Below are 23293 nucleotides of genomic sequence, written 5' to 3' on the forward strand. Positions count from 1 at the left end.
ATCTTGAATCGGGAAAGCCCCATGTGACAAATCTGTCTGGAACAGATTTGGACGCCGTCAGGCGCCCGAAGGGTGAGGTGCATGGATGCACCTCATCAAAGTAGCTCAAGAGACATAAAGATAGGCCATCCTCATTGAGGTTGGCCTGAGTTTGATGCTTATGACATATGGGCACGGATTGCTTAAACCCTAAGCTGAAAACGGTGCAGAAACTCCCTCAGGCATCCGGATAGCAAAGATCTTACGGACAGTTTCTTCAGTCTTCCAGGTGCCTTTAAAGCCAGCCTCTACTAAAAAGCTGTCACCGCCCTGATAGGTGACTGATTTGCCATCGGCATCAGTCAGCGTCGCTTTGCCTTCAAACATATGCACCATCTCATCCGCGTTGTAGGTTACTTGATAAGTGCCGGGTGTGGCTTCCCAGAACCCAGTGAGAAATTTACCGTCTTCAGGTACATGTTCCAGCCAAGTCTTCATGGTCGGTTGACCTTCGGTTGGCACCCAGCCATCAAGATCAGTTGTAATCGGGTCAACATTGGGTTTGGCGATATTGCCGAAAGATACTGTTTTCATCTCCGCTCCTTAACACGAACAAAATATTGGAACAGTGACTTTCTCAGGGATGTTGATTTGTGACAATTGATCTTAATGAGTACAGCAGGGTGCTACTAAAGAGGTAGCAGACAACATGACCGGATTCAGAACATTGAGCTCACAAGTCTCTCACAGTGCCTGCGATAGACTTGAGGACTGGCTGAACGGGCCAGTATCATCAGCATTCGTGTCTTACTCAGTCTCGGCCGGCTTAACAAATTACTGTCTGTTTGCTGAAGAAGCTGGTGAAGGGTGGTAATGCCGCCTAATGTCATTGCTCTGACTTCCCACCCCATCCTGCCGCGTAATCTGGCACCGAGAAGGTAGCCCTGCTGCATGAGTTTTGCAGTGCGTCGGTACAGGCTGCGGATAACAACTGCAATCGACTCTGAGTTATTGGCAACAAGGTCAGCCTCTTTGAAGCCGGCTGCTGAAAGTTCATCCTGAGGGAGGTAGATCCTATCCTGTTCCCGGTAATCCTGAACGATGTCCTGATAGAAATTAATCAGCTGTAATGAAGTGCAGACAGCATCTGATTGCTGAAGTTGGCGTTCACTCGGTGAAATAGTCAGGTGCAGCAATAAGCGGCCTACCGGATCGGCTGAGTAGCGGCAGTAATCCAGAACTTCAGAAAAATCCGCGTAACGCGACTTCACGACATCCTGTTTGAATGCGGTTAAGAGATCATGAAACAGCCTAACCGGAAGCCTGTGCTGGCTAATCACATCTTCTAATGCGATAAAGATCGGGTCTTTGCCCTGATAGTGGTGCTCTTCGATTTGTCCTAGTGCCTTACTGAAACCCTCGAGCCGGTGTAATCGTTCAGCCCGGCTGAGATTGCCTTCATCGGCAAAGTCGTCAGCGGTTCTGGCAAAAGCGTAGATCACACTGATGGGACGTCTTAGCCGTTTTGGCAACAGAAACGAAGCTACCGGAAAGTTTTCATAATGGGAACGGGTCAGTTGCTGACAATAAGCGTATGCCTGTTCCAGACTGGGCCTAGTCATCGTCACCTGTTTGCTGAACCTGTCGAGGCTGCTGCTCAACGGGCGGTAAATCGGTGATTTCATTTTTACTGCTGATACCCATTTCAGTGAACTTACGGGCACCGGGCAATACCTGACGTTCCAGAGAACCTACAGCACTATTGAAATGGTTGACGCTACTCCCGAGGCTGTTACCCAGTTTGCTCAGGTGATTGCCGAATGTGGAAAGCCGTTTGTAAAGCATTTCACCGAGCTCACGAATATTCTCGGCATTCTCGGCCAGCGCCTGTTGTTTCCAGCCATAGGAAACGGCACGGAGCAGGGCAATGAAGTTGGTAGGTGTCGCCAGAATTATATTTTGACTCATGCTATCCTCAAGCAGCGCTGGATCCACTTCCAGAGCGGCGGATAGAAATTGTTCGCCTGGAATAAAAAGCACGACGAATTCTGGCGAGTTACTGTATTCCGCCCAGTAGTTTTTACGGGCCAGTTCACGAACCCGGCTGCGGATAACCTGAGCATGACGTTTGAGTTCACGCTGACGTTCACTGTCATCCTTAGCCTGGATGGCCGATAGATAAGCATCCAGCGGTGTTTTGGCATCGACAATGATATCCCGTTTTTCAGGAAGCTTAACAATCATGTCAGGGCGAATACTGCCGTTTTCAGTAGCAGTATGGGTTTGCTCAAAAAAATCACAATGCGCCACCATGCCACTCAGCTCGGCAAGGCGGCGCAAAGTCATTTCGCCCCATTGACCACGTACTTCGGGGCGGCGTAATGCCTGAACCAGATTCTGAGTTTCCAGCTGAAGCTGCTGCTGGCTTTTGGTCATTTGATCGATTGTGGTGCGGAGGCTGCCATAGCTTTCCTTCCGCTCCTTTTCTATATCGTGAATCTGTTTGGTCGTTTGCTGCAAAGCCTCGCTGATGGGCTTAACCAGTTGTTCAATGGCTTTTTCCTTGCTGCTCAAATCGGCCTTGGCCTCACTCTGAAACCGCTTCAGATTCTCTTCCGCCAGTTTCAGAAAACTATTGTTATTGCGGCTCAATGCTTCATTAGATAATTGGTTAAAGGTGTTAGCAAGTTGTGCCTGTGTCTGTTGTAGAATTTCATCCAGTTGTTTCTGCTGCTTTTTTTCCAGCTCAAGGTTAAGTGACAACTCAGTGTTTTCTTTTTCCAGCCGCCGAATGACTTTTTCTCGCAACAGATACACAATTAAAGCCCCGGCTAACGCCGCAGTGAGTATTAACACCATGAGCATGGGAGTAGCGCTTAAAGCCATTGCAGCAGTTCTTCCGGTTGATTGATCATGGCATCAGCCTGCCAGTTTTCAGGCCGGTCGTCATCACTAAGATAACCATAACAGGCCACAATGGTATGCATATCGGCATCGCGGCCAGCGACGATATCACGTTCGGCATCACCGATATAGACACATTGAGCAGGCTGCATATTGATCAGTTTACAAGCATGCAGCATCGGCGCGGGGTGAGGCTTGCTTTGTTCGGTGGTATCGCCGCTAACGATACAGGCGGCACGTTGCTTGAGGTTAAGGCCGGCCATTAACGGCTCGGTCAGGAAAGTCGGTTTGTTAGTAATTACTCCCCATTTTTTCCCGATTTCATCTAGCTTATCGATGACCCTCTGCATACCTTCAAAGAGCCTGGACTCCCGAGTCAGGTTGTTGTGATAGATTTGCACGAATCGTTTTTGTAAGACATCAAACTCAGGGTTATCGGCAGTGATACCAAATGCCAATCCAAGCAAGCCGGCGCTGCCGTGGCTGGCTACTGCACGAATCGATTCATAGGCAAGCGGTGCGCGTCCTTCCTGTTCCAAAACCTGGTTCAGGGCATAGGCCAGATCAGGTGCAGTATCGACCAGGGTGCCATCCAGGTCGAAGAAAAAAACATCAAATTGCGACATATTAGATTTTACGACAGTGAACCAGATAGTTCACCTTAACGTCCTTGCTCAGACTGAATTCTCGGCTGAGAGGATTATAGCTCATACCACTGATATCCTTGACTTGCAGGCCTGCCTGGCGGCACCAGCCCGACAGTTCTGCCGGTCGGATGAAGCGTTTGTAGTCGTGCGTTCCCCTGGGCAGCATATTCATCACGTATTCAGCACCGACAATGGCCAGCAGGTAAGCTTTGGGGTGACGGTTCAGGGTGGAAAAAAAGACATCGCCTCCGGGCTTGACCAGTTCAGCACAGGCTTTGATGATGGCTGTCGGATCCGGCACATGTTCCAGCATTTCCAGGCATGTGACGACATCAAACACCTGCGCGTGCTTACTGGCCATGGCTTCAGCAGTGGATTGCTCATAATGAATCTGGAGGCCGCTTTCCATCGCATGTAATTTGGCAATATCCAGCGGCATATCGCCCATATCAATGCCGGTCACATTAGCACCGCTTTTAGCAAGCGCTTCAGAGAGAATACCGCCACCGCAGCCGACATCGATGACATTGGCCTCATTCAGTTTGCTGCGTTCTGCGATATAACCGAGCCGCAGGGGGTTAATTTCATGTAAAGGTTTGGACTGGCCTTCCAGATCCCACCAGCTGCTGGCCAGGGCTTCAAACTTGGCAACTTCGTTAGGATCGACGTTGTGATGGTGTTCGCTCATTAATCAGCCTGTTTGATTGTGTCGGCCCATTGACGGGCATCACGTATGACTTTAGTTTCGTCCAGCGTAATTAACTGCCGGTCTTTCAGTAAATTTTTACCGGCGACCCAGACATCTGTCACTTTATCACGGCCAGTGGCATAAACCAGTTGTGAGACCACATCATATAATGGCTGGGTTTCGATTGCGGCCATGTCCACCGCAACCAGATCTGCAAATTTGCCAACTTCGATTGAGCCGATTTTGTCATCCATTGCCAGCGATTTGGCAGCATTAATCGTGGCCATTTCCAGTGCCTTATGAGCTGGAATACTGCTGGGATCTTTGGCTACTGCCTTGGCCAGCAGCGCAGCCTGGCGCATTTCACCGAACATATCCAGATCGTTATTGGAAGCTGCCCCATCCGTACCGATGGAGATATTGACGCCGCGCTGGTCGAGCGCCGCCACAGGGCAAAAGCCACTGGCGAGTTTCAGATTAGACTCAGGACAGTGAGCGATGTGAACACCCGCTTCGCTGCACCAGTCCATTTCCCGGTCATTCAGTTGTGTCATATGCACCGCGATGAGCCTGGGTGACAATAAGCCGATTTCACGCAAACGCTCCAGTGGCCGCATGCCGAATTCCTCTACACTGGCTGAGACTTCAGCTGCAGTCTCATGGATGTGCATATGAATCGGCAAGTCCATCTCTTCTGCATTGATAAGTATCGATTCGAAGGTTTTGTCCGCCACGGTATAGGGCGCATGGGGGGCATAGCTTGTGCTGATGCGTGGATGATGTCGATAGTGATCATGTAATTGCTGGCCTTTATGCAGATATTCATCGATATTGGCTGCCCAGTTGGTGGGGAACTCGATGACCAGCATACCCAGGCTTGCCCGCATACCACTTTTATCAATGACGCGGGCCGTGGCTTCCGGGAAGAAATACATATCATTGACGCAGGTGGTACCGCCACGCAGCATTTCGGCAACTGCCAGTGCTGTACCGGCTTCAACAAAGCTGTCACCAACAAATCGACCTTCCGCCGGCCAGATATGATCATTGAGCCAGGTCATCAGCGGTAGATCATCGGCCAGACCCCGGAACAGGCTCATCGCGCTATGAGCGTGATTATTGATGAGACCGGGAATCAGACAATGCTGATCCATGTCATGCACTGTGGCGGCAGTATATTGCTGTTTTGCTTCATCCATGGGGAGAAGCGCTACAATACGACTATCCTTGATGATAACGGCCTGGTTTTCCAGCACTTGCTTAGAGGCATTGACAGGGACCAGCCAGCGGGCATTGATAATCAAATCGACGGTTTGCATGCAGCCGATTATACCGTCGACATAGGGTAAAAACCTACCTTACGAGCCTATTTTATATTCACTACAGCCGCGGAGTCGCCGGATAGTGATAAGGAGGTAATTTTTGAGCACCACAGCAAGCACAATTGCACCCATACAATGGCGGGATGGACGCCTGTTTCTGTTGGATCAACGACAATTACCCCACAGACAGGAGTGGCTCGATTATGACCATCCCGACCTGGTGGCGGAAGCAATAACTATGATGGTCGTGCGCGGGGCACCCGCCATCGGCGTTGCAGCCGCTTACGGCGTGGTTCTGGCTGGTCGTCAGGCCTGGCACACTGCCGGCGTCACCTGGAAGCAGGCTATGACAGCACCGCTTGCCAGGCTGGAAAATGCGAGACCTACCGCCGTGAACCTGTGTTGGGCGATTGAACATATGCGCCAGTTTTATCGGGATCTGTCTGATGGCGAGTCACCCGAAACAGCACTGCTTGCAGAAGCCATCAAAATACATGAGCTGGATGTCGCGGCCAACCGCCGGATGGGTAAATACGGTGCCAGCCTGTTGGAAGCGAATAGTATCGTGCTTACGCATTGTAATGCCGGCGCTTTGGCCACTGCCGGTTTTGGCACAGCACTTGGCGTGATACGGCAGGGGGTTGCAGACGGCAAAATCCAGCATGTCTATGTGGATGAAACCCGTCCCTGGTTGCAGGGCAGCCGGCTGACCGCCTGGGAACTGCTGCAGGACAATATTCCCATGACCTTACAGGCTGATTCTGCGGCAGCACTGTTAATGGCTTCCGGGAAACTGGACTGGGTGATTGTCGGTGCTGACCGAATCGCAGCCAATGGTGATACCGCCAACAAGATTGGCACATACTCGCTGGCCGTGCTGGCCCGCTATCATAAAGTCAGAATGATGGTGGTGGCACCGACTGCAACGATTGACTGGGACATGCCTGATGGCAGTGGGATTCCTATTGAGCAGCGACAGGGTGAAGAAGTGACCCACATTAACCGTGAACCCATTGCGCCTGCTAATGTCATTGCCATAAACCCGGCATTTGATGTGACACCGGCCGACTTGATTGATGCCATCGTCACTGAGGCGGGTGTTATCCTGTCGCCAACAACCGAGAAAATGTTAACGCTTAGAGAGGAGAAATCATGACTGAAACTGTGCTTATTACCGGTACCAATCGCGGAATCGGCCTGGAGTTATGCCGGCAACTCTCAGCTAAAGGTATGCATGTGATCGCTACCTGTCGTCACGCCTCAAAAGAACTCAAAGACCTTAATGTGGAAATCATTGAGGATGTCGAGGTCAGCGCACCGGCAAGCCTCGCCAGACTGGCCGATAAACTCAAAGGGCGGAACATCGACTGGCTGATTAATAATGCCGGTATTGCCGGAGGAATTGGTCTTGGCGATATTGATGACGCTGCGGTGGAGAGTTTCATCAGAATGTACCGGGTCAATAGCCTCGGGCCTTTGCTGGTGACTCAGGCTTTACTGCCAAACCTGCATGAAGGCAGCAAAGTCGGGATTATAACCAGCCGCATGGGCTCGATCGGTGATAATGATTCCGGCGGTAGCTATGCCTACCGGATGTCAAAAGCCGCGGTTAATGCAGCCGGTAAATCTTTATCTATCGACCTCAAACCAAAGGGTATCGCTGTCGCTATTCTGCATCCTGGCTGGGTACGTACCGATATGACCGGTCATGGCGGCCTGATTGATCCGGATGAATCCGCATCGGGCCTGATAAAACGCATGGAAGAACTCAATCTCGATAGCAGCGGTGGTTTCTGGCACACCAATGGCGAACGACTACCTTGGTAGAAGAGCAGATTAGTCCCGGCAGCAGGGAAGCTGCCCATCCCATTCAACTGTTTTCATCCCGATCAGCGTTGCCGACACTTCATGAAGCTGAGCGCCTGCCAGCTATGTTTGAAGACAGTACCCATCAACTCTGGCGCTGTGAGACCAGCGACGGGCCAATGATGCTGAAAATCTGCCAGCAGCGAATGCAGGATAAATCCGGCTGCTGGCAAATCATAGAAAACTTATTCGGCCGTTATCTTCCAAGGGATCTGGCCAATATTGATGCCATTCAGAGCACAATCGAGCAGCATGGCCGTATTCCCTTACCTGAATTAGTCAGCTGGGCTGGGACCTCAGAGCTATTTCCAGCCTATATACTGACCCGCTTTGTTGATGGGAACATGCTGGAGGCATTACACCTCAATGAGACGATAATTACACAGTTCGCCACGCATATTGCTCAATTGCATCAGCTTGAATACCCCTATTGGGGAGACCTCAGTCAACCGCAACGGGAAGCGAAACGCTGGTCTGAAGCATTGCAGCAAACGTTACTGGATCAGGCTGTCATCAGCAATATCAACCAAGACTGGCTTGTTCAGGCTCTGGCACAGCTGGAACAACTTGAACCGGCGACTTTTACACCCATCATGCTCGATAACCGCTGGGATCAGTACCTGTTCGAGTCTGATCGCATCAGTGCGCTGGTAGATATCGATGCATTTGTAGCAGGACCGAGAGAACTGGAGCTGGTGTTACTGGAGTATCAGCTTGATAACAGGCAGGCGGCGCTGTTTTGTGAGATTTACAACCAGTATCTGCCTATGCCGGACCTTAGTAAAAGCAGACTGAGTTACCGGCTATTGCTGTTCTTGATGAATGCACTCGGAGAAACGGATATTGATAAATGGATGCAGGCTCAAGTTAGATTTAGATAAAGTCATCCTCATTGCACATGACATAACTCAGAGAGAAGCTCGGTGTTAAACTCTCCGAGATTTGCCAGTTTATATTTGGCTTTGTGAAAGTGTTTACTTTGCAACTGTTCAACACCAGGGACCACAATTGTTCTGATCTTAGCGGCGGTGGCCGCTTTGAGACCTGAAATCGAGTCTTCAAAGGCAAGCGCATCAACAGCAGTGACATTAAGTTTGGCTAATGCTGCCAGGTAAACATCAGGGTGAGGCTTACCATTTTTCACCTCCGATGATGAGACCGTGCAATCGAAATATTCGCTTATACCCAGTTTTCCAAGCACTAAGGGGATTAGAGTTTGAGGGGCATTCGTGGCAAGGCCGATCTTACAATGATGTTGCCGAAATAATTCCAGAGTCTGCAAAACACCTTTTTTGGCAACGCCATGCGCTTTGATAAGTGACCCTACCATGTCGATGACATCTTGTTCCACCAGGTTTAGGTCACGGTTTTGCCATGGAAAATGATGGAACCAGAACTCTGTTACCTCACGGGTGGTCATTACGGCTGTTAGAGAGGACAGCTCGTCACTGACCTCAACACCCAATGAGGAAAACACATGTCTCTCGGCGGATTTCCACATGGGTTCGCTGTCAATTAGCAACCCATCCATATCAAAAATTACAGCTTTCATACGCTAGAAATAACCCTGATGGACTTAACCAAATGAAGGTGTATGTCGCTGGCGATAAAGTCTGATCCAGTTGATAAAGCCGACTGTTGCCAGCACCGTGTAAAGCGAGAACAGAGCCACCGTGGCATAAAAACCGGTTTCCAGATACAGCATCACGGCGGCGGCGTCGATAATAATCCAGTAAAGCCAGTTCTGCAGGACTTTACGCGCCATCAACCAGGTATTGAGTACCGAAAAAACCGTGACACCGGCATCCAGGTAAGGATTCTGAGAAGCCTCAATACTGTCCAGATAGTGCCCTATCAGCCAGGTCAGCAGGCTGCCGGTAATCAGGAAGGCAAGGTGATAGGACAAAGGCCAGCTGTGAATGGCGATATCGTTTTCACTTTTTTTATGCTGACGCCACAGCAGGTAGCCGTAGATCGCCATCCCCATATAGTAAAAGTTGAGCAGGGCCTGCATCGGCAACTGGCCTTCCCAGAACAGTAGGGTGTAAATCAGGGTGCTGATAAAGGCCATTGGCCAGCACCACTGGGATTCGCGGGCGGCGAAGACGATATAGCCGACGCCCAGCAGTGCAGCAAACACCTCCCAGCCTGATAAGGCCATCAGGCCCTGTAACATGGCATCCCACATGCTTGTTTAGTCTTCAACCTGATAACGATCAGTGCCGATCATCTTCAGTACAAAAACGCTGTGTGGAAGCTGGCTGAAGACGGCCTCAATTTCGCTGTCCATGGCGTCCATCACATCACGGTATTCACCAAAAATCTGGGTACTCAGATTATTGCGGGAAATATTGAGTTTGGGATTATTCTCCAGTTTGTCGATAAAGGCCAGAATCGGTTCGGCATATTGTTCTGTCAGCGGATAAAGGCTGATATCTACAGAAACACGCATAACAACTCCTTATTAAAAAAGGAGGGCCCAGATGAGCCCTCAAGCTGTGAATTAATAATCGTAACTGACCGTCAGGCCAACTACGCGGGGATCGCCGAATTGTTTGTATGTGCGGTTGGCGTAACCTATCCTCGGATCATTACCGAAGAAAAAGCCACGGGTGTAGTAATCCTTATCAAACAGGTTACGACCCCATAAAGTGACTTTCCAGTTGTCTTTCTGATAAGCCAGGCTGGCGTTATAGATGACATATGAACCTGACTTTGAGTTGTGACTATTGGAAAAATAAAAGTCATCCTTGCCTTCCATATTGGCGCGCAGAGTCAGATTCGGTGTCAGATAATATTCGCCACCGAGTGTGAATTGATAGTTCGGGGCATGGGCCTGACGACGACCTTCAATATCATTGCTGGTGATGTCCGGGTTTTCATATTCATCGAACACAGCGCGCAGCAGTCCTACCGCACCAAACAGACGGAAGTCCTGACTCATCAGCCAGTCAAAATCGGCTTCCAGGCCGTAGTTTTTGCCTCTGGCCGCATTTGCGATAGAGTCTTCAAATTCGCCACCACCGACAAACACAGAACTTTTAACCTGAGCATCGCGGCGCAGTGAATAAAAAGCAGCGATGTTGGTAATCAAGTCGCCATCCAGCCAGCGTGATTTCAAACCAGCTTCCAGGCTCCACATGTACTCGGTGTCGAATTCGCGTTTACTATCTGGTAAGGCATCATTGTTATTTACACCACCAGATTTATAACCACGCGAGAGGGAGGTATAGGTCATGTGATCGTCATTGATTTGATAGTTGAGACCCAACTTGCCACCGAACAAACGCTCACTGGTATCAATATCCAAGGCATTGGAGTCTTCATAATCGGCTTCAAAATGTTCGACCCGTAACCCGGTAATCAAGGTCAGCTTATCAGTCAGATGGGTATCCAACTGGCCGAACAGGGCAGCGTTTCTGGTTTCGTAATCATTATCCAGATTGCCGAAATCCGAGTTCAAATCCAGTTCTTCATCCTGTGAGAGGAAGTAAACACCGAGGGCCCACTCGGTGGTGTCATTGAAAATCCGGCCATCTTCATTGGAGAGCGCTTTCAATTCGACAGAATAATTTTCACGCTCGCGGTTGAACTCTTCAGTCGCTGCGTAAGCATCAGGGTGGAATCCTGGATATGTCCAATCTGCGTCATAGCTGTAGGTCAGATCCGATTGCATATAAGTCACGCTAGACTGAAGCTGAAGTGCGCTGCTGGCCCGGTAATCTGTTTTAAGCGCAATTGCGTCTGTATTTTGGCTGTCCTCACCGGGCATATCGGACAAGCTGTCACGACTGTTATCCAGCGTAAATGCATCGTAGCCATTATCAATATCCAGATGCAGCAGGTTCAGATCGACAGTGAGATCCTGGTTTACCAGCCATTTCAGGTGACCACGGGCGGTAATTTCATCGTGGTTCTGAACATCATCTTTCCCAAGGAACTCATTATCCATATAGCCATCAGATTGATGGCTGTAGACTGAAAATCGCCCCAACAAATTATCTTTGACCAGTGGGCCACCAACAGCTACGCCGACATTATGGGTGTTGTATTCAGCAATACCCGTTTCAAAATGCATATCCAGCTCATTGGTCGGCTCGGTACTTTTCATGTTGATCACCCCGGCCAGGGCATTGGTGCCGAATTTAGTGCCCTGAGGACCGCGCAGAATTTCAACAGACTCAATGTCAAACAAGGTGGCAGCCCCACCGGTGCGGCTGAAATCAATGCCATCAATCAGCAAGCCGACCGAGGGATTGATGGGGGCGGAAAACTGGCTGCGTTCTCCAATACCCCGGATTTGAAAATACTGACCACGGGCCGCACCGCTGGAAACATTGACGTTGGGTGCCAGGTTCAGCACATCTTCGAGATGCTGAGCACCACGTGACTCGATGACTTCATTATCAATCGTAGTGAGACTGACCGGTGTTTCCTGGGCTTCATTGGGACGAAAATCAGCGCTGACTATCATGGACGGCAGATCGGCAGGGGTAACCTCTGCCCATGAAGGAACAGAAAAAAGGGCGCTGGCACAGGCCAGGGCAAGTGTGGAACGTTTCATAGCTATCCTCAATGGAATAAAGCGTAGAAGACAGCAAAACGGAGACCGACCATGTCAGGAAGAAAGTCGTGAATCAGCCTGTCCCTACGCCAGTATTATCTGGATCAGGTTCATCGGGTTCTCTCTTGCGAGATATCTCAGGCGCAGGGCCACCCCGAGGCAATAGTCCGTTATTTCAATGAAAGCATATCCCTATGGATGTACCCATTTTATTGGATTGGTCTGGCTTTTACTAGCCTGCAACGGCTATTGAAGTGGTCTCAGACTCGAACGGCATTGTGGACAGACACGTAGTTGTTTATTAAGTCTTTGGGTAGAAATTTTCTGTTGCAGGTTATCAAAGCAATGCGGACAGTAATAATCCGGATCGTCACCGAACCGATAACAACCACTGGCTTTGTCTGGATGCGGCGTCGAAGGATGTGTGTTCTCTTCCGACCCGTGAAGCATCACTTTATCGATTTCGTGTTGCAGGGCCGTCAGTAAGTGTTGATCGTCCTCGGAAAGTTTGGTTGCGATCTCACTGATAAGTTGATGGATACTATGCAGGCTGTTATTCATATAGATCTGTGGGCAGTGAACACAAAACTATTATAGGCCTGCGAACAGAAAAAGGCACCCGGAGGTGCCTTCATCATGAACGTTGACTGCGCTTATTTTTCCAGGCTGGCTTTCAGGCTTTCCAGCGTGCTGGTGTAAAGACCGGTAACGGCATTTTTCGCAGCATCATCGCCCAGTTTTTCAGGTGGGTGATGGTTACCGTGATAAGCACGGAAGAATTTACCTTTCCAGCTGACTTTACTGCCGCCATCAACCGCTTGAACTGTGACCCAGGATTTGTATTTGCTAACCGGGAAAGCAGGGACTTCATGCATTTCACCGTGGTCATCGACTTCACCCGCTGTGCTGATATCGGTGATTTCGTACATATAGGTCATCTTCTCTTCGTCAAACTTGTTCAGTTCTTCAGAGATAGTCGCCCCGTTTTCCAGTGTCAGGGTACGGGTGGCCCCTTTTTCATTGCCGCCATTGGCTTCGGTGGCTGTCACAACCGGGATCCAGCTGTGCGCATTATCGAAGTTTTTGATTGCATTCCAGACAGTGGACGGATCCGCATTGATGACAATACTTTCTTCCACGGTAATGCGAGGGGCACCGTGTGATAATGCCAGTGCCGGCAAAAGGGCCAGACTGAGCAGCAGGCCTTTGATTAATTGCTTCATGATTAGTCCTAATATTTCGATTATTGTATTTATTGCTGCGAGCAGCAGCCCGGAAAATTAGCAGCTTTTTGCCCGACCCACAATGTGAATTAGTCCTATATCTCGATCGCCTTGATCACTGCTTCCCGATCCAGGTGTGAAGCGAAATACTCGATAAAAGCATACATATAGCCGCGCAGGTAGCTGCCTTTACGGATGCCGAGGTGGGTAGTACTGGGTCTGAAAAGATGGCTGGCATCAATAGCCTGAAGAGGCGCATCCTTGATGGGATCAAAGGCCATGTTGGCAATAATGCCGATGCCCAGCTCCAACTCAACATAGGTCTTAATCACGTCGGCATCAGTCGCGGTAAAGACCACATTCGGGTGGAGGCCTTTCTCGATAAACGACTGATCCTGCTGGGCGCGACCGGTAAAGCCCATTACATAAGTCAGAATCGGATACTCAGCGATTGCTTCCAGGCTGAGTTTGCTTATCTCCAGCAGGGGATGACCCGGTGGCACTACCACACAGCGATTCCATTGATAACAGGGCAATATGGCCAGTTGTTCAAACTGGGCCAGACCCTCGGTGGCTATGGCGATATCGACCCGACCGGTCGCCGCCATTTCCGCCACTTCCGGTGGGGTGCCCTGCACCATATTCAGATGCACTTGGGGATAACGACCGGAAAACTGTTTGATTGCCGACGGTAATGCATAGCGGGCCTGGGTATGGGTGGTGCCAATCGACAACGTACCGGTTTGATCGCTACGACAATCCGCGGCCAGCTGACGGATATTATCGACGTCCTGCAGTACCCGCTCCGCCATATCGATGACCGACTTGCCCACGGCGGTGAGACCTGTCAACCGCTTGCCGTGGCGTTCGAAAATTTGCAGCCCCAGTTCTTCTTCCAGCTGCTGAACCTGATTGCTGACTCCCGGCTGGGAAGCGTGCAAAGCATTGGCTGCGGCGGAGATACTCATCCCTCGCCGTGCAATCTCACGTACGTATTTGAGTTGTTGTATCTTCATGGCTTTATATCTTTTAGTTATAACGATAGTAGATAATATTCATTGATAGAATATTACGCTTTGGTAAACTTGTCAGCTCTTTGAAGAATACAAGGCGAAAACCTTTATGGAATGGGGTTTTATACTGGCAGGTTTGTTTGTCGGCATTATGGTCGGCATGACCGGCGTGGGCGGTGGTTCGCTCATGACCCCAATTCTGATCTTCGGCTTTTCGATCCAACCTGCTATTGCCGTCGGCACCGACCTGTTATTCGCCGCGATCACCAAGTCAGGTGGGATTTGGGCTTACTGGCGGCATGGCGTCGTTCAATGGAAAGTTGTCTGGAAGCTGGCAGTCGGCAGTATCCCGGCGACTTTACTGACGCTGTGGATGATGAATCTGACCGGCATGCATGAAGGTGAACACAGCGAGATCATTACCAAGGCACTGGGTATCGCCCTGATTCTGACGTCCAGCGCCTTGCTTTTAAAGGGCTGGATTGGGCGTCTGCTCAGAGCCCAGGAAGGGCATCCCGTGGTTAATGCCTTGTACAAACTGAGGCAGGATGAAGGTCACAAAGCCATGTTCACCGTGGCAACCGGTGCCGGTCTTGGCATCATGGTGACAATTTCATCGGTCGGCGCCGGTGCGCTGGGCGCGGTGATTCTGCTGTTTCTCTACCCCAGAATGAAAGGGGTGGAGATTGTAGCGACCGATATTGCCCATGCGGTGCCATTGACCTTTGTTGCCGGGCTTGGCCACTCGGCCGTGGGCACGGTGGACTGGTCGTTGTTATTATATTTGCTGGCTGGCTCCTTGCCCGGCATTGTGATTGGCAGCCATCTTGGTGTGCGAATCTCGGATCAGCTTATGCGTCCGTTGCTGGCCGTTATTTTGGTCCTGGTAGGCATAAAATGTCTGTTCTGAACGGTCCAATAGATTTGACCCTGTATGGCTGCCCCATGCATTACATCAAGGCCCGCGAGGCTATCAGCAAAACCAGGCTCGGGGAGGATATCGAGCTGTTGGTCAATACTGGTGATGCTGTCACTGAAGTATTAAGAAGTTTGCGCCAGGATGGCCAGCAATGTGAGGTTGTATCCGAAGCGGTACTGACCACAACCATTCGTGTGAGAAGAAAACGATGACTGATATCAAACCTGCCCTCGCTGCCAAAATTGAGGCCGCGATCGAGGTACTGAAAGAAATCGAACAGGACTACAGCCCTGCCGTGCTGGCGACCAGTTTTGGCGCCGAGGATATGGTGCTGATGGATCTGATCTGTAAGCATGCACCGGGTATTGAGATATTCACGCTGGATACCGGTCGCCTGCCCAGGGAAACCTATGAGCTGATGCAGGCGGTGAAGACGCATTACAACAAAGACGTTCAGGTTTATTTCCCGGATGCCGCTCAGATTGAGGCTTTTGTCACCAGCAACGGCCCCAATGCCTTTTATGACAGTGTCGACATGCGTAAACAATGCTGCGGTATCCGTAAAGTTCAGCCACTCAAGCGGGCCCTGACTGATAAAAAAGCCTGGCTCACCGGTATGCGTCGCTCGCAGTCTGTGACGCGTGCCGAACTGCCGGTGTCAGAGTGGGATGAAGACCATGGCCTGCAGAAATTCAGCCCGCTGACCGACTGGTCAAATGGCAATGTCTGGGCTTATATCCGCGCCTTTGATGTGCCTTATAACAAGTTGCATGACGAAGGTTACGCCAGCATCGGCTGTGCCCCCTGTACCCGGGCGATTACTGCCGGTGAAGATATCCGGGCTGGACGCTGGTGGTGGGAAAACCCCGAAACGAAAGAATGTGGCTTACACGTCAAATCGAAATAACAGAGAACGATAATGACTGAAAAAAAACTAACCCATCTGAAACAACTGGAGGCGGAAAGCATCCACATCATTCGTGAAGTGGCTGCCGAGTTTGAAAATCCGGTGATGCTCTATTCCATCGGTAAAGACTCGGCCGTGATGCTGCACCTGGCGATGAAAGCGTTTGCCCCTGGCAAGCTGCCATTTCCGTTGATGCATATCGATACCACCTGGAAGTTCAAGGACATGATCAAGTTCCGCGACAATATGGCCAAAAAGCATGGCCTGGAGCTGATTGTGCATACCAACCAGGAAGGTAAGGAAGCCGGTATCAATCCTTTTGACCATCCACGCTACACCGATATCATGAAAACCGATGCGCTCAAACAGGCGCTGAGCAAATACGGTTTTGATGCGGCTTTTGGTGGTGCTCGCCGTGATGAAGAAAAGTCCCGTGCAAAAGAACGGGTGTATTCCTTCCGTGATAAAAATCACCGCTGGGATCCGAAAGCGCAGCGTCCTGAACTGTGGAATATCTATAACAGCAAGGTTAACAAGGGCGAAAGCATCCGCGTTTTCCCGCTGTCCAACTGGACCGAGCTGGATATCTGGCAGTACATCTATCTGGAACAGATCCCGATTGTTCCGCTCTATTACGCGGCAGAGCGTCCGGTTGTGAACTACAACGGTCTCACCATCATGGTGGATGATGATCGTATGCGTATTCCCGAAGGTGAAGAAGTCAGAATGGAAAAAGTCCGCTTCAGAACGCTGGGTTGCTATCCGCTGACAGGTGCGGTTAAATCCGACGCCGACACCTTGCCGGAAATCATTCAGGAAATGTTATTAACCACGACCTCGGAACGTCAGGGCCGTGCCATTGACCATGACCAGGCCGGATCGATGGAGAAGAAAAAACAAGAGGGCTACTTCTAGATGACTACTGATAGTTCATACCAAACAGACAGCTTGATTGCGACTGATATCGAAGCCTATCTGAAGCAGCATGAAAACAAAGAACTGTTGCGCTTTCTGACCTGCGGTAATGTCGATGACGGTAAAAGCACACTGATTGGCCGTCTGCTGCATGACTCCAAGATGATCTACGAAGATCAGCTGGAAGCAGTGACCCGGGACAGTGCCAAGTCCGGCACCACCGGGGATCAGGTCGATTTGGCCTTGCTGGTGGATGGCCTGCAGGCCGAGCGCGAGCAGGGCATTACTATTGATGTCGCCTATCGTTATTTCTCGACCACCAAGCGCAAATTCATCATTGCAGATACACCGGGCCATGAGCAGTACACCCGTAATATGGCAACCGGCGCTTCCACCTGTCAGCTGGCGGTGATCCTGATTGATGCCCGTCACGGCGTGCAGACCCAGACCCGTCGTCACAGTTTTATTGCTTCGCTGCTGGGTATCAAACATATTGTGGTCGCCATTAATAAAATGGATCTGATGGATTACAGTCAGGAAGTCTTCGATAATATCCGTAAGGATTACAGCGAGTTCGCCCGTGAGCTGGAAATCGAAGATATCCACTTCGTGCCGTTGTCGGCGCTGGTGGGCGATAATGTCGTCAACAAGAGCGAGAATATGCCCTGGTACGAGGGCGAGACGCTGATGAACATTCTTGAGCATGTTGATATTGCTGACGATCCGAACTTTGAAGATGCCCGTTTTCCGGTGCAATATGTGAATCGCCCCAATCTGAATTTCCGTGGGTACTGCGGCACCCTGGCTTCCGGCATTCTCAAGCCGGGCGACGCCATTACCGTGCTGCCTTCCGGTAAGGAAAGCAAAATCAAGGCGCTGGTCACTTATGAGGGCGACCTCGATCACGCTGTCCCCGGCGAAGCGATTACTGTCACCCTGGAAAATGAGATCGATGTCAGCCGTGGCGACATGATTGTGCATAGCAATCATCATCAACCACATGTCTCGAGCCAGTTCAAGGCGATGGTGGTGTGGATGACTGAACAACCGTTAACTGCCGGCAAACAATACAGCATCAAGGTCGGCGTCAATGAAAGCACCGGTTCGCTGACCAGCATCGATCATCAGGTCGATGTGAATACTTTGCAGGAAAGCAGCGCCACGGAGCTCAAGCTGAATGAAATCGGTTTGTGTGAGTTTTCACTGAACAAGCCAGTCGTGTTTGATACCTATAAACGCAATCGGATTACCGGTTCTTTCATCATTATTGACCGCCTGAGCAATGTCACGATTGGTGCCGGTATGATTACCGACGCTGTCTCCGGCAGCCACCAGACTGTACCAGCAGGTGAGTTTTCTGCATTTGAACTGGAACTGAATGCCTTGATTCGTAAGCACTTCCCTCACTGGGATGCCAAAGACCTGAGTCAACTGCTTAAATAAACGGCGCCTCGCCAGCCTGGTTAGCAGGCTGGCGAGTATTTCCCCTCAAACATATCCCTCCTCAATCACCAGCTTCTCTTATTCACCTGAATTTCATCTTTTGATGATTTACTGGCTGAAAACCTTTTTTCAGCGTCAGCTACGTATCAATCGGTTTAAGCGATTAATATGAGTTAAATTAAGCATCAATACGATTCACGGCTTGTGTTAACTTCATAATCGTTATGCAACAAACACAGCACCTGACAGTCAGCGCTGATTCAAACAGAGGAGAACAATAATGGGTAAAGAATCCGAGCAACCCACCGGTAAATGTCCGGTGATGCATGGGGCGATGACGGAGTCTGGTAAATCAGTTACCGACTGGTGGCCTGAGTCACTGAATCTCGACATTCTTCATCAGCATGATCGCAAAACAAATCCGATGGATGAGGACTTTAACTATCGTGATCAAGTCCGCAGGTTGGATTTTGATCAACTGAAGAGAGACATGCATGCCCTGATGACCGAAAGTCAGTCCTGGTGGCCAGCGGACTGGGGTCATTACGGTGGCCTGATGATTCGTCTGGCCTGGCATGCTGCCGGTACTTACCGTATTGCTGATGGTCGCGGTGGCGGCGGCACCGGTAGCCAGCGTTTCGCCCCTTTGAATTCCTGGCCTGATAACGGCAACCTCGATAAAGCGCGGCGTTTGCTGTGGCCCATCAAAAAGAAATACGGTAACAAGATTTCCTGGGCTGATTTGATCATCCTTGCTGGTACGGTGGCTTATGAATCGATGGGGCTGCCTGCCTATGGCTTTTCATTCGGTCGTGAAGATGTCTGGCATCCGGAGAAAGACATTTACTGGGGTGCCGAAAAAGAATGGCTGGCACCCTCAGATGAACGCTATGGCAATGTCGATAAGCCTGACACCATGGAAAATCCCTTGGCGGCAGTACAAATGGGCTTGATTTACGTTAACCCGGAAGGCGTTAATGGCAATCCTGATCCGCTTAAAACCGCTGAACAGGTCCGAGTCACATTCAAACGCATGGCAATGAATGACGAGGAAACAGTCGCCCTGACCGCAGGTGGCCATACTGTCGGTAAATGTCATGGCAATGGTGATGCTGAGGCTTGTGGTCCGGCGCCTGAAGCCGCTGATCTCGAGGAGCAGGGCTTTGGCTGGAAAAACCCGAATCAGCAGGGTAAATCCAGCAAATCTGTTACTTCAGGTCTGGAGGGTGCCTGGACGACTCAGCCCACCGTATTCGATATGGGCTACTTTGACATGTTGTTCGGCCACGAGTGGGAATCGAGGAAAAGCCCTGCCGGTGCCTGGCAGTGGGAACCGGTAGATATCAAGGAAGATGATAAACCGGTGGATACCGATGATCCGCTGGTTCGCCACAACCCCATCATGACCGATGCCGATATGGCGATGAAAATGGACCCGACTTATCGCCAGATTTGCGAGAAGTTTATGGCTGACCCTGAATATTTCAGGGATACATTTGCCCGCGCCTGGTTCAAACTGACTCATCGTGATCTGGGACCCAAAACCCGCTACATCGGTCCGGATGTGCCGGATGAAGATTTGATCTGGCAGGATCCGGTTCCTGCCGGCAATACCGATTACTGTGTTGAGACAGTGAAAAAGAAAATCACTGAAAGCAAGCTGAAAATCGCCGAAATGGTGAGCACGGCCTGGGACAGTGCCCGGACTTTCCGCGGCTCAGACATGCGTGGTGGTGCGAATGGTGCGCACATCCGCCTGGCACCTCAGAAAGACTGGGAAGGTAATGAACCGGTTCGTCTGACCAAAGTGCTGGAGACTTATAAAACCCTCTCAGCTGAGACCGGTGCCAGCATTGCTGACATCATTGTCTTAGCCGGTGGCGTTGGCATTGAACAGGCTGCTAAAGCGGCTGGTTATGACGTGCTGGTGCCATTCTACAAAGGCCGCGGTGATGCCAGCCAGGCGATGACCGATGTAGAGTCATTCGAGCCTTTGGAGCCGGTCGCTGATGGTTTCCGTAACTGGCAGAAACAGACTTATGTGGTGAAACCTGAAGAACTGATGCTGGATCGTGCCCAGTTACTGGGCCTGACTGCACCGGAAATGACGGTGCTCGTTGGGGGCATGCGTGTGCTGGGAACCAACTTTGGCGGCACCAAACATGGTGTGTTCACAGAGCGGGAAGGACAGCTGAGCAATGACTTTTTCGTTAACCTGACCGACATGGCCTATAGCTGGAAACCGGCGGGAGACAATCTGTATGAGATTCGTGACCGCAAAACTGATGCACTGAAATGGACGGCAACCCGGTTTGACCTGGTATTTGGGTCGAATTCTATTCTGCGTTCATATGCTGAGGTCTATGCTCAGGATGATGCCGGTGAGAAGTTTGTCAAAGACTTCGTCAAGGCCTGGAGCAAAGTGATGAATGCTGACCGATTTGATCTGGCGGTATAGTCACGAGCATGCCCTCCGGTGATGGCATAGCGTCGCCTGACAGGAATAAACTAAGGCAGAGGATGTTTTCTCTGCCTTTTTTCTGGAGCATGTATTATGAAATTATGGCTAATCGGATGCGCGGCATTGTTTATGGCTGGCTGTGAGCAAGAACCACCGGAAAAAACGGTTTGGGACGACCAACTTAAGACAATGGATAAAGCCCATGAAGCTCAACAACAGCTGTTGGATGCGGCTGACTTGCAACGCAAGGCGATAGAGCAGCAAACTCAGCAATAATCTTTGATGATCCGCCAGGCAGCCAGCTTCTCACTGATATTGAGCGAAGCATGAGCCGGACTGGTTGAGGGTAACTTGAACATAACAGGGTCTGCTGACAGATTCGGTAAGACCTGTCGCTTGAATAGCTGTTCAGATTTGGCACCGTTAAAGAAAACCGCTTCGATCCCCGGGTTTTGTCTGAAAAACTGCTGAAAATCATTGGCCTCAATACTGGCCGGGTCAATGTGCTGATCGAGGCTGCCTGGCCGATGACAGGCTTTTAATACATCCCAGACCGTAACACCTGCCCGGGCCAGATGTTCACAGCGCCTCGGGTAAGGCCAGTCCTTGTCGAGATCAAACAAGTCAGCCATTATCGGCCAGAAGGCATTACGCGGATGCGCATAATACTGTTGGGCTTCCAGTGAGGCAACACCGGGCATCGAACCCAGAATCAGAATCCTGGGCTGGCTGCTCACAATTGGCGGAAAACTATAGCAAAGCGGCTTGTCTGAATTCATATCACTGGTAAAGCTGCCCCTGGTGCCGAATCCAGCCATGTGGATGCTCATTATCCGGATCATGATGGGTCCAGTGCATCACGCCACCTTTGTTATTCCATTCATATTCGCCATAGATTGTGACTTCGTCACCGACTTCCAGTTCATCGATTCGGGGGGCCAGATCGATGTTGTGGGCGACCAGTAAAGTGTGACCGTCGGCCATTTCCACGATAAAACGCTGATGCCGGCTACCATCGTTATCATCTTGTAAAATGCGTATAACCCGACCAGCGGCTTCAATCTGAACATTGCTCTGCTGTTGCTGAAAGAGATCAGCAATCTCGGTTTGGGGCGCCGATAGAGAAGTATCCTGTTGCTGTGGATACTGGCTGGCACCATAAATAACAATAATAAAGGCGACCAGCAGGCCAAAGCGCTGGGTCTGACGTTTGTTTTTAAACATTCCTGAGTTTCTCGGCGACAAGTTCAATCCAGTGGACCAGTGGCTGTTGCTGCGTACTTAAATGCAGCTGACAGCCGATATTGGCAGTAACGATGCGTGAGGGATGGTCCTGATATAAAGCCTGCAGTTTATTCTGCTGCAGCTGTTTCGACAATTCAGGCTGGAGTAGGGAATAAGTCCCGGCCGAACCACAGCAAAGATGTGAATCCCTGATAACCGTCAGTCTGAAACCGCATTGTTGCAGCAGGTTTTCCACCTCACCGGTCAGTTGTTGACCATGTTGCAGGGTGCAGGGTGATTGAAATGCAATCAGTTCGCTTTGGCCGAGTTGTGACCACTGCTGCGGTTTTAGTTCATCGCGAATAATCTCCACCGGATCTTTCGCCAGTGCAGACACTTTAGCTGCCTTAGCCGCATAAACCGGATCATCCCGCATCAGATAGCCATAGTCTTTAACCATTGCGCCACAGCCACTGGCGCTGACAATAATCGCTTCAATGTCACGTGCTATATGAGGCCACCAGGCATCGATATTGGCTTTCATCATCTCCCGGGCCTGATTGGGTGCTGATAAATGCTGACTCATCGCACCGCAGCAGCCAGCCTGTTCAGCGCTGACCAGTTCAATGCTGAGCTTATCAAGCACTTCAGCCAGAGCCTGATTCGTGGCTGGACTGATCACTGATTGAATGCAGCCTTCCGACACCAGCATTAGCCGTCGATGGGAACGACGAGGCCAGGATTGAACCTGGCGCTGGGCGGGGACTTTTTGTCTGATCGATGACGGTAACAAAGGTTTGAATATTTGCCCGGCTTTGATTAGGGGACCAATACGGCCCCGATAGGGAACTGTCTTCAAAAGCAGGCTGCGAAGCAGTCGCTGTGACCAGGGGCGATTGACCTGCTTTTCGATTTGCTCGCGGCCGATATCAAGCAGCCGTCCGTACTGTACGCCGGAAGGACAACTGGTTTCACAGGCCCGGCAAGTCAGGCAGCGATCCAGCCTCAGTTGGGTTTCCCGAGTCGGCTTGTCGCCCTCCAGTACCTGCTTAATCAGATAAATCCTGCCGCGCGGTCCATCCCGTTCATCGCCCAGTAACTGATATGTTGGGCAGGTTGCTGTGCAAAAACCACAGTGAACACAACTGCGTAAAATCGCTTGTGCGTCACGACCTTGTTGCGTCTGGGCGAATTCGGCGGTGAGTCGGGTTTGCATGA

Annotated in this window: 26 protein-coding genes and 1 riboswitch; of the genes, 10 read left to right on the forward strand and 16 right to left on the reverse strand. The window is 50.6% G+C overall.

Translation table 11 applies throughout. From position 1 onward, the window contains the following. Window positions 1-189: 189 nt before the first annotated feature. From FH755_RS10135 to FH755_RS10160, 6 genes are all read right to left on the reverse strand, one after another. Window positions 190-573: a cupin domain-containing protein gene (locus FH755_RS10135; RefSeq protein ID WP_292441002.1), complete on the reverse strand. Its 384-nt coding sequence runs from the start codon at window positions 571-573 to the stop codon at window positions 190-192. A 125-nt stretch (window positions 574-698) separates the two neighbouring features. Continuing rightward, window positions 699-1601 (reverse strand): squalene synthase HpnC, encoded by a 903-nt coding sequence (hpnC, locus tag FH755_RS10140; RefSeq protein WP_292441003.1) that lies wholly within the window; start codon window positions 1599-1601, stop codon window positions 699-701. After that, window positions 1594-2865, reverse strand: coding sequence for a DNA recombination protein RmuC (rmuC, locus tag FH755_RS10145; RefSeq protein WP_292441004.1), 1272 nt, complete (start codon window positions 2863-2865; stop codon window positions 1594-1596). Before rmuC ends, hpnC begins: the two co-directional genes overlap by 8 nt. Further along, window positions 2856-3509: an HAD-IA family hydrolase gene (locus FH755_RS10150; RefSeq protein ID WP_292441005.1), complete on the reverse strand. Its 654-nt coding sequence runs from the start codon at window positions 3507-3509 to the stop codon at window positions 2856-2858. The genes rmuC and FH755_RS10150 overlap by 10 nt, the downstream gene beginning before the upstream one ends. Window position 3510: 1 nt before the next feature. Next, window positions 3511-4218, reverse strand: coding sequence for a bifunctional 2-polyprenyl-6-hydroxyphenol methylase/3-demethylubiquinol 3-O-methyltransferase UbiG (gene ubiG, locus FH755_RS10155; RefSeq protein WP_292441006.1), 708 nt, complete (start codon window positions 4216-4218; stop codon window positions 3511-3513). Beyond that, the gene (locus tag FH755_RS10160) at window positions 4218-5537 is read right to left on the reverse strand and encodes a TRZ/ATZ family hydrolase (RefSeq protein ID WP_292441007.1); all 1320 of its coding nucleotides are present in this window, start codon (window positions 5535-5537) and stop codon (window positions 4218-4220) included. Before FH755_RS10160 ends, ubiG begins: the two co-directional genes overlap by 1 nt. 103 nt (window positions 5538-5640) lie before the next feature. On the opposite strand from FH755_RS10160, the gene mtnA reads away from it, so the two are divergent. The 3 genes from mtnA to FH755_RS10175 are packed head-to-tail and all read left to right on the forward strand — an operon-like array spanning window position 5641 to window position 8287. After that, window positions 5641-6696 (forward strand): S-methyl-5-thioribose-1-phosphate isomerase, encoded by a 1056-nt coding sequence (gene mtnA, locus FH755_RS10165; RefSeq protein WP_292441008.1) that lies wholly within the window; start codon window positions 5641-5643, stop codon window positions 6694-6696. Beyond that, complete coding sequence (locus tag FH755_RS10170) at window positions 6693-7367, forward strand: SDR family oxidoreductase (RefSeq protein ID WP_292441009.1); 675 nt, start codon at window positions 6693-6695, stop codon at window positions 7365-7367. Before mtnA ends, FH755_RS10170 begins: the two co-directional genes overlap by 4 nt. Next, complete coding sequence (locus FH755_RS10175; RefSeq protein ID WP_292441010.1) at window positions 7361-8287, forward strand: hypothetical protein; 927 nt, start codon at window positions 7361-7363, stop codon at window positions 8285-8287. The genes FH755_RS10170 and FH755_RS10175 overlap by 7 nt, the downstream gene beginning before the upstream one ends. Window positions 8288-8295: 8 nt before the next feature. Here the strand turns inward: FH755_RS10175 and hxpB are convergent, their stop codons facing one another. From hxpB to cysB, 7 genes are all read right to left on the reverse strand, one after another. After that, window positions 8296-8958, reverse strand: a complete 663-nt coding sequence (gene hxpB / locus FH755_RS10180; RefSeq protein ID WP_292441011.1) for a hexitol phosphatase HxpB — start codon at window positions 8956-8958, stop codon at window positions 8296-8298. Window positions 8959-8982: 24 nt separating this feature from the next. Next, window positions 8983-9594 carry a nicotinamide riboside transporter PnuC gene (gene pnuC, locus FH755_RS10185; protein WP_292441012.1) on the reverse strand — a complete coding sequence of 204 codons (612 nt, stop codon included), beginning with the start codon at window positions 9592-9594 and terminating at the stop codon, window positions 8983-8985. A 6-nt stretch (window positions 9595-9600) separates the two neighbouring features. Next, the gene (locus FH755_RS10190; protein ID WP_292441013.1) at window positions 9601-9858 is read right to left on the reverse strand and encodes a YkoF family thiamine/hydroxymethylpyrimidine-binding protein; all 258 of its coding nucleotides are present in this window, start codon (window positions 9856-9858) and stop codon (window positions 9601-9603) included. A gap of 51 nt (window positions 9859-9909) precedes the next feature. Then, window positions 9910-11970, reverse strand: coding sequence for a TonB-dependent receptor (locus FH755_RS10195; RefSeq protein WP_292441014.1), 2061 nt, complete (start codon window positions 11968-11970; stop codon window positions 9910-9912). A gap of 63 nt (window positions 11971-12033) precedes the next feature. Beyond that, a riboswitch (TPP riboswitch) is annotated at window positions 12034-12137 on the reverse strand. Between the two features lie 79 nt (window positions 12138-12216). Continuing rightward, complete coding sequence (locus tag FH755_RS10200; protein ID WP_292441015.1) at window positions 12217-12531, reverse strand: hypothetical protein; 315 nt, start codon at window positions 12529-12531, stop codon at window positions 12217-12219. 92 nt (window positions 12532-12623) lie between these two features. Next, window positions 12624-13193, reverse strand: coding sequence for an SRPBCC family protein (locus FH755_RS10205; protein WP_292441016.1), 570 nt, complete (start codon window positions 13191-13193; stop codon window positions 12624-12626). 95 nt (window positions 13194-13288) lie between these two features. Beyond that, a complete protein-coding gene (gene cysB / locus FH755_RS10210; protein WP_292441017.1) occupies window positions 13289-14209 on the reverse strand; it encodes an HTH-type transcriptional regulator CysB in 921 nt (306 codons plus the stop codon). A 106-nt stretch (window positions 14210-14315) separates the two neighbouring features. On the opposite strand from cysB, the gene FH755_RS10215 reads away from it, so the two are divergent. From FH755_RS10215 to FH755_RS10245, 7 genes are all read left to right on the forward strand, one after another. After that, window positions 14316-15116, forward strand: a complete 801-nt coding sequence (locus FH755_RS10215; protein ID WP_292441018.1) for a sulfite exporter TauE/SafE family protein — start codon at window positions 14316-14318, stop codon at window positions 15114-15116. Continuing rightward, window positions 15104-15337: a sulfurtransferase TusA family protein gene (locus FH755_RS10220; protein ID WP_292441019.1), complete on the forward strand. Its 234-nt coding sequence runs from the start codon at window positions 15104-15106 to the stop codon at window positions 15335-15337. The genes FH755_RS10215 and FH755_RS10220 overlap by 13 nt, the downstream gene beginning before the upstream one ends. Further along, the gene (locus FH755_RS10225) at window positions 15334-16032 is read left to right on the forward strand and encodes a phosphoadenylyl-sulfate reductase (protein WP_292441020.1); all 699 of its coding nucleotides are present in this window, start codon (window positions 15334-15336) and stop codon (window positions 16030-16032) included. Before FH755_RS10220 ends, FH755_RS10225 begins: the two co-directional genes overlap by 4 nt. 12 nt (window positions 16033-16044) lie before the next feature. Then, window positions 16045-16947: a sulfate adenylyltransferase subunit CysD gene (gene cysD, locus FH755_RS10230; protein ID WP_292441021.1), complete on the forward strand. Its 903-nt coding sequence runs from the start codon at window positions 16045-16047 to the stop codon at window positions 16945-16947. Next, window positions 16948-18390 (forward strand): sulfate adenylyltransferase subunit CysN, encoded by a 1443-nt coding sequence (gene cysN / locus FH755_RS10235; RefSeq protein ID WP_292441022.1) that lies wholly within the window; start codon window positions 16948-16950, stop codon window positions 18388-18390. 280 nt (window positions 18391-18670) lie between these two features. Next, on the forward strand, window positions 18671-20848 hold the full coding sequence (gene katG / locus FH755_RS10240) for a catalase/peroxidase HPI (protein ID WP_292441023.1): 2178 nt from the start codon (window positions 18671-18673) through the stop codon (window positions 20846-20848). Window positions 20849-20944: 96 nt separating this feature from the next. Beyond that, on the forward strand, window positions 20945-21127 hold the full coding sequence (locus FH755_RS10245; protein ID WP_292441024.1) for a hypothetical protein: 183 nt from the start codon (window positions 20945-20947) through the stop codon (window positions 21125-21127). On the opposite strand, the gene FH755_RS10250 is transcribed toward FH755_RS10245, so the two are convergent. Genes FH755_RS10250 through glcF form a run of 3 tightly spaced genes read right to left on the reverse strand, consistent with a single transcriptional unit; the run spans window position 21118 to window position 23291 of the window. Further along, a complete protein-coding gene (locus FH755_RS10250; protein WP_292441025.1) occupies window positions 21118-21669 on the reverse strand; it encodes a DNA-deoxyinosine glycosylase in 552 nt (183 codons plus the stop codon). The genes FH755_RS10245 and FH755_RS10250 overlap by 10 nt on opposite strands. After that, window positions 21632-22075 carry a DUF3465 domain-containing protein gene (locus FH755_RS10255; protein WP_292441026.1) on the reverse strand — a complete coding sequence of 148 codons (444 nt, stop codon included), beginning with the start codon at window positions 22073-22075 and terminating at the stop codon, window positions 21632-21634. The genes FH755_RS10250 and FH755_RS10255 overlap by 38 nt, the downstream gene beginning before the upstream one ends. Beyond that, window positions 22068-23291, reverse strand: a complete 1224-nt coding sequence (gene glcF / locus FH755_RS10260; protein ID WP_292441027.1) for a glycolate oxidase subunit GlcF — start codon at window positions 23289-23291, stop codon at window positions 22068-22070. The genes FH755_RS10255 and glcF overlap by 8 nt, the downstream gene beginning before the upstream one ends. Window positions 23292-23293 lie beyond the last annotated feature (2 nt).

The sequence above is a fragment of the Methylophaga sp. genome, assembly GCF_009711715.1.
Classification (GTDB): Bacteria; Pseudomonadota; Gammaproteobacteria; order Nitrosococcales; family Methylophagaceae; genus Methylophaga.

What these genes read in the sequence shown, in the direction of transcription:
- cysN (WP_292441022.1), top strand. Translation starts at nt 16,948, where the DNA reads ATGACTACTGATAGTTCATACCAAACAGACAGCTTGATTGCGACTGAT.
- FH755_RS10250 (WP_292441025.1), bottom strand. Translation starts at nt 21,669, where the DNA reads ATGGCTGGATTCGGCACCAGGGGCAGCTTTACCAGTGATATGAATTCA.
- hpnC (WP_292441003.1), bottom strand. Translation starts at nt 1,601, where the DNA reads ATGACTAGGCCCAGTCTGGAACAGGCATACGCTTATTGTCAGCAACTG.
- katG (WP_292441023.1), top strand. Translation starts at nt 18,671, where the DNA reads ATGGGTAAAGAATCCGAGCAACCCACCGGTAAATGTCCGGTGATGCAT.
- FH755_RS10160 (WP_292441007.1), bottom strand. Translation starts at nt 5,537, where the DNA reads ATGCAAACCGTCGATTTGATTATCAATGCCCGCTGGCTGGTCCCTGTC.
- FH755_RS10220 (WP_292441019.1), top strand. Translation starts at nt 15,104, where the DNA reads ATGTCTGTTCTGAACGGTCCAATAGATTTGACCCTGTATGGCTGCCCC.
- FH755_RS10225 (WP_292441020.1), top strand. Translation starts at nt 15,334, where the DNA reads ATGACTGATATCAAACCTGCCCTCGCTGCCAAAATTGAGGCCGCGATC.
- cysD (WP_292441021.1), top strand. Translation starts at nt 16,045, where the DNA reads ATGACTGAAAAAAAACTAACCCATCTGAAACAACTGGAGGCGGAAAGC.
- FH755_RS10200 (WP_292441015.1), bottom strand. Translation starts at nt 12,531, where the DNA reads ATGAATAACAGCCTGCATAGTATCCATCAACTTATCAGTGAGATCGCA.
- cysB (WP_292441017.1), bottom strand. Translation starts at nt 14,209, where the DNA reads ATGAAGATACAACAACTCAAATACGTACGTGAGATTGCACGGCGAGGG.
- FH755_RS10150 (WP_292441005.1), bottom strand. Translation starts at nt 3,509, where the DNA reads ATGTCGCAATTTGATGTTTTTTTCTTCGACCTGGATGGCACCCTGGTC.
- FH755_RS10205 (WP_292441016.1), bottom strand. Translation starts at nt 13,193, where the DNA reads ATGAAGCAATTAATCAAAGGCCTGCTGCTCAGTCTGGCCCTTTTGCCG.
- FH755_RS10215 (WP_292441018.1), top strand. Translation starts at nt 14,316, where the DNA reads ATGGAATGGGGTTTTATACTGGCAGGTTTGTTTGTCGGCATTATGGTC.
- glcF (WP_292441027.1), bottom strand. Translation starts at nt 23,291, where the DNA reads ATGCAAACCCGACTCACCGCCGAATTCGCCCAGACGCAACAAGGTCGT.
- FH755_RS10135 (WP_292441002.1), bottom strand. Translation starts at nt 573, where the DNA reads ATGAAAACAGTATCTTTCGGCAATATCGCCAAACCCAATGTTGACCCG.
- pnuC (WP_292441012.1), bottom strand. Translation starts at nt 9,594, where the DNA reads ATGTGGGATGCCATGTTACAGGGCCTGATGGCCTTATCAGGCTGGGAG.
- hxpB (WP_292441011.1), bottom strand. Translation starts at nt 8,958, where the DNA reads ATGAAAGCTGTAATTTTTGATATGGATGGGTTGCTAATTGACAGCGAA.
- FH755_RS10195 (WP_292441014.1), bottom strand. Translation starts at nt 11,970, where the DNA reads ATGAAACGTTCCACACTTGCCCTGGCCTGTGCCAGCGCCCTTTTTTCT.
- FH755_RS10245 (WP_292441024.1), top strand. Translation starts at nt 20,945, where the DNA reads ATGAAATTATGGCTAATCGGATGCGCGGCATTGTTTATGGCTGGCTGT.
- FH755_RS10255 (WP_292441026.1), bottom strand. Translation starts at nt 22,075, where the DNA reads ATGTTTAAAAACAAACGTCAGACCCAGCGCTTTGGCCTGCTGGTCGCC.
- rmuC (WP_292441004.1), bottom strand. Translation starts at nt 2,865, where the DNA reads ATGGCTTTAAGCGCTACTCCCATGCTCATGGTGTTAATACTCACTGCG.
- FH755_RS10190 (WP_292441013.1), bottom strand. Translation starts at nt 9,858, where the DNA reads ATGCGTGTTTCTGTAGATATCAGCCTTTATCCGCTGACAGAACAATAT.
- ubiG (WP_292441006.1), bottom strand. Translation starts at nt 4,218, where the DNA reads ATGAGCGAACACCATCACAACGTCGATCCTAACGAAGTTGCCAAGTTT.
- FH755_RS10170 (WP_292441009.1), top strand. Translation starts at nt 6,693, where the DNA reads ATGACTGAAACTGTGCTTATTACCGGTACCAATCGCGGAATCGGCCTG.